Consider the following 5,196-nt stretch of genomic DNA (forward strand, 5'->3'; position numbering starts at 1 on the left):
AACCTTCTGTTAATTTGCAGTTTTTTTATACCTTTGTTATATTCAATTTGATAAAATTTTAATAATTATAATGTCGATTAACTTATTAAAGAAAGAACGTAAAGATTTGATTTTAAAGGAAATCAATGTTCATACAAGAATATCTTTAGGAGAATTAGTAGAAGCGTTGAGTGTATCTGAAGACACCATTCGAAGAGATATTAATGAATTAGCAGAAGAGGGCGAAATTATCAAGATTAGAGGCGGGGCTATGTCAAAGGCTTATCACCACTCATCTAATCTTAAAGAAACCTATGCCCATAGTCATAAAGTAGAAATCGGACAAAAAGCATTTTCTTTATTGAAAGAAGGAATGTTAGTGCTGATTGGGGGGGGTACTACTATCCGAGAATTTGTAAAACTAATTCCAGAAGATTTTACGGCTACCTTCATGACAGTCAATCCTTTAACGGCTGTTGAATTATTGGATAAGCCCAATATTGAAATTATTTTGATTGGTGGACAGGTATCAAGATATAGTCAAATGTCTATTGGTGGAGAAGTACATCACCGCCTTTCAGAAATGAAAGCAGATTTATGTATTTTGGGAACAAATGCACTGGATGCACAAGGGGGCGTGACTGACTCTGACTGGGAAACGGTACAAGTAAAGAAGGCGATGATGAAGGCATCAGACAAAGTAGCAGTATTGGCAATTTCGGAGAAATTAAACTCTGTCATGAAAATGAAGGTAGCCGACCTACAAGAAATCGACTACTTAATTACTGAATTGCCCGCCAATTCTCCAGAATTATCAGCTTATCAAAATAGCAAATTGCAAGTGATATAATTAATTGTGAGTTGTGAGTTAGTGATTTACAAGGATATTCACACAAATAGAGTTTCCTAAAAATCATTTAATCTCAATATTTTCAAAAAATCACTAACTCACAACTCACTCATTCACAACTATCTCTCTGGTTTATATTTTACAAAGCCGAAGAGGTGTAAAAATACAGATCTCGACATTCTGAAATTAAAAGGTACTGAAATAAGCGATACTACTGTGATGGGTACGATGTAGCCCATAATCGGAGGGTCATTAAAAAACCAATACAACACTACGCCCAACACGATTAATATTAATATGGAAAACCCGTAGCTTACAAACATAGCTCCATACCAAAAGCCTGGTTCTACTTCGTAACGTAAATTACAAACAGGACAATTTGTATGCATTTCATCAAACTTATCTACGCGTAAGAATGAATATTTAAACATTTTACCTTCTCTACATTGTGGACATCTTTGTTCGACAATGGCTTCAAATTTAGAACGCTCTCTGTCTAGTTTTAAGGTCTGATACTGGCTCATAACTTTATTGTTTAATTACCTTTAAATGATTTTTATCATTTAATAATCATACAACAAAGCTACTACCAAGCCATCCAATCCAATGGTATTTAACAAGCAGCCTATAGGACTTTTTACTTATTTTGTTTTTAGTTGTGAGTTAGTGAATGGTGAGTTGTGGATAGTTTTTAAATTTTAAAGTATATCTCTCATTCACCATTCACTAACTCACAACTATTTTTACCACGTTTGCTTTTTATGGCCAATCGTTGCGAAGTATAGTATGTATAAATAGCAAGGAATCAATATCAAATAAGCTTGTTGAACACCTATTGACTCAGCTATTTTTCCATAGAAAAATGGCAGAATAGCACCGCCACCAATACCCATAATCAACAAGGCTGAACCAAATTCAGTCTTTTTGCCCAACCCTTTAATCGCTAAAGGAAAAATAGCTGGCCACATTAAAGAATTAGCTAAACCCAACAATGCTACAAAAGCAACAGAGGTAAAACCAGCCGTAAAGATGATACCGATAGTAAATAGTACGCCAATAATACCACAATACATCAAGGCTTTATTTTGTGGAATATATTTCGGAATGGCCACAATACCTACGAAATAACCAACCAGCATAGCAACCAACGTTAGTGAAGTAAAGTTCTTAGAAACATCTAAGCTAATTCCTAATGAACTTCCGTATTGCCCGATGGTATCTCCAGCAATTACTTCAACGCCAACACAACAGAAAATCGCTAAAATTCCTAATACCAAATTTACATGTTGGAATATACTTTTTCCGCTTGTGTCTTGAACAGCTTCGTTTTCATCCTTGCTTGTATCAATTTCTGGCAAACTAGATTTATAAATCATAAATGCCAAAAGCAATAATGCAATAGCCATTACGATATAAGGCACGATAACTCGTCCAGCCAATTCGTTTAATAATATTTCTTTTTCACTAGCAAGACTCGTTTTTAACTGATTTTCAATGTCACTTGCACCATCTAAAATAATTGCTCCTAAAATCAGTGGACTTAAAGCTCCTGCAATTTTATTACAAACACCCATGATACTGATACGTTGAGCCGCACTTTCAATCGGGCCTAAAATACTAATGTATGGATTGGATGCAGTTTGTAACAAAGAAATCCCCGCTCCTTGAATGAATAATCCTGTAAGGAATAATGCAAATGAACGACTCTGAGCAGCAGGTACAAATACGACAGCACCAATCGCCATTATTACCAATCCCCAAGCCATGCCATTTTTAAAGCCTACTTTTGTCAAAATAAAAGACGATGGTATCGCTAAAAAAACATAGGCAATATAAAAAGCAAAGGTTACTAAAAGAGCCTCGGCATATTCAAGTTCACAAGCAATTTTAAGAAATGGGATAAGGGTTCCGTTGAGCCAAGTGATAAAACCAAAGATGAAAAACAACATCCCGATGATAACAATGGGCGATAAAAAAGATTTATTTTTAGTCATAATGGTGGTTGGTTTGGGGCAAAATGTATAAATAAAGTAAGTTGAAGGCAATCTTGAAAGGCACATATTAAATAAATTCACTACAGGCATAGCCCGTAGTGAATTCTAATGTTCAAGCATTATTAATATATAACCAGTTCTAACTAAATACTTGTTGTTTTGATTGATACTTAGCAAATACTCCTCTAAAATCAATAATGATATCTTACAAAAGCCTCGATGGCTGCATATTCTGCAAAACCTAACTTATTGTACAATTCAGCGGTAGCGCTGTTTCTGTCTTCGGCACGTTGCCAGAATTCTCTTGAATCGTTTCCTTGAAAAACTACACCATCTTTTTGTGATTGGTGTTTGAATATACCATGACGTTTCTGCAATACTTGCGTTGGACTCATTGGCACAGCCATTTCAATTTCATGAATATCCCACTCAGCCCATGCTCCACGATACAACCATACCCAACAGTCATTCATATATTCTTCTTTTTTCAAACGGTCAAGCGATTCAAAAATAGCATCTAAACATACTTTGTGCGTTCCGTGTGGGTCGGCCAAGTCTCCTGCTGCAAAAATTTGATGTGGCTTTATTTCAGCAATGATGTTCGATACAATCTTGATATCTGCTTCACCCAATGGCATTTTTTGAATAGCACCTGTTTCATAAAAAGGCATGTTCAAAAAGTGAACGTTTGTAGGAGGAATTCCAACGAAACGACAGGTTGCTTTTGCTTCACCTTGACGAATGATGCCTTTTACATAACGCACCGCAGGAATATCTATTTCACTATCTTTTTTAGTACTTAAAAATGCGCGCGCTTCTTCAAAAACAGTATTGTATTTTCTGTTATCTATATCGAAGGTTGTATTGAAATCGTCTAAGAAATCGATAAAGCGTAAGGCTTCATCGTCTGCCACAGCAATATTTCCAGAAGTCTGGTAAGCTACATGTACATCATGTCCTTGGTCAACCAAACGTTGGAATGTTCCACCCATCGAAATAATGTCATCGTCGGGGTGTGGACTGAAAATCAATACTCTTTTCTGAGCTGGGAATGCTCTTTCTGGTCTGTTGGCGTCACTTGCTAGCGACTTACCCCCTGGCCATCCCGTAATTGTATGTTGTAGACTTTGGAAAACCTGTAAATTAATATCGTAAGCCTGTCCGTAGTTCGCTAGTAAATCACTCAATCCGTTTTCATTATAATCACGGTTGGTTAATTTCAAGATAGGTTTATCTAAACTCAACGCTAAATTGGTAACGGCCTTTTTCACCATCATCTTATCCCAATTTACTTCATCAAACAACCAAGGTTTTTTACGGCTACTCAATTCAGAAGCACTGGCTTCATCTAAAATAAACCTTACATTTTGATGTCCTTGTAAATACGACGCTGGTATTTTTTCAGACACAGTGCCTTCTATGGCCTCTTTGATTACTTTTGCTTTATGTTCACCAAAGGCTAAAAGAACAACTCTTTTGGCTTCCATGATGGCCTTTACTCCCATTGTCACTGCTCTGCGTGGTACTTTTACCAAAGAACCAAAGTCGCCAGCAGCATCCATGCGGGTAGTAATATCGAGTGTCATCAATCTTGTTCTTGAATTAACTAACGACCCTGGCTCGTTAAAACCAATATGTCCGTTTCTACCGATACCCAATATTTGTATATCTAGTCCGCCTAATTCTTCAATCTGAGCCTCATATTCTTTACAAAAAATTGAGAGCTTTTCAAGTGGCAAAGTGCCTGTTGGAATATGGCAGTTTTCAGGAACGATGTTTATATGATTAAACAATTGTTCTTTCATAAAACGATGATAACTCTGTACAGCGTCAGGTTGCATCGGATAATATTCATCTAAATTGAACGTAATCACATTTTCAAAACTTAGTCCTTCCGTTTTATGAAGGCGAATAAGTTCTGCATATACTTTTTTAGGGGTTGACCCCGTAGCTAAGCCCAATACTGCGGGTTTGCCTAAAGCATTTTTGTGACGAATAATTTTTGCGATTTCTTGTGCCACCGCTTTAGAGGCTTCAGAGGCATCTTTATAAATTTTGGTGGGTACTCTTTCCAAAGAGATTGCTTCTTTTTCTAATTCTATGGCTTCAGTTGCTTCAATCATTTTAATGACAATTTTGAGTAAATATTTCTTAGTTATGGAATAAGAAGCACAAACTTAATGTCAAAAGAATTATACTACACAATGAATTCTAAAATAAAAAATTCAAAACAGTAAAATAATTATTAGTGTATTATATTGCCGAATTTTAAAAATTATCTAATGTTAATTAGATAAATGAATAATTATAAAGAGAAGAAATCGGAAATAAAATATTGATTTTTTAGAAAAACCCGCCAAATAACATATAAAG

4 protein-coding genes are annotated in these 5,196 nt (G+C 35.6%); 1 reads left to right on the plus strand and 3 read right to left on the minus strand.

The window, feature by feature from the left end; genetic code table 11:
* Positions 1–70: 70 nt before the first annotated feature.
* A complete protein-coding gene (locus tag AC07XN_RS23335; RefSeq protein ID WP_309924468.1) occupies positions 71–829 on the plus strand; it encodes a DeoR/GlpR family DNA-binding transcription regulator in 759 nt (252 codons plus the stop codon).
* A gap of 119 nt (positions 830–948) precedes the next feature.
* On the opposite strand, the gene AC07XN_RS23340 is transcribed toward AC07XN_RS23335, so the two are convergent.
* From AC07XN_RS23340 to nagB, 3 genes are all read right to left on the minus strand, one after another.
* Entirely contained in the window at positions 949–1,353 is a 405-nt protein-coding gene (locus AC07XN_RS23340) for a DUF983 domain-containing protein (RefSeq protein WP_309924466.1), read from the minus strand.
* Positions 1,354–1,572: 219 nt separating this feature from the next.
* A complete protein-coding gene (locus AC07XN_RS23345; protein WP_309924464.1) occupies positions 1,573–2,823 on the minus strand; it encodes a sugar MFS transporter in 1,251 nt (416 codons plus the stop codon).
* 191 nt (positions 2,824–3,014) lie between these two features.
* Positions 3,015–4,946 (minus strand): glucosamine-6-phosphate deaminase, encoded by a 1,932-nt coding sequence (gene nagB, locus AC07XN_RS23350; RefSeq protein ID WP_494744796.1) that lies wholly within the window; start codon positions 4,944–4,946, stop codon positions 3,015–3,017.
* Positions 4,947–5,196 lie beyond the last annotated feature (250 nt).

The sequence above is a fragment of the Arcicella sp. GW458-12-2-14-TSB2 genome (assembly GCF_059423785.1).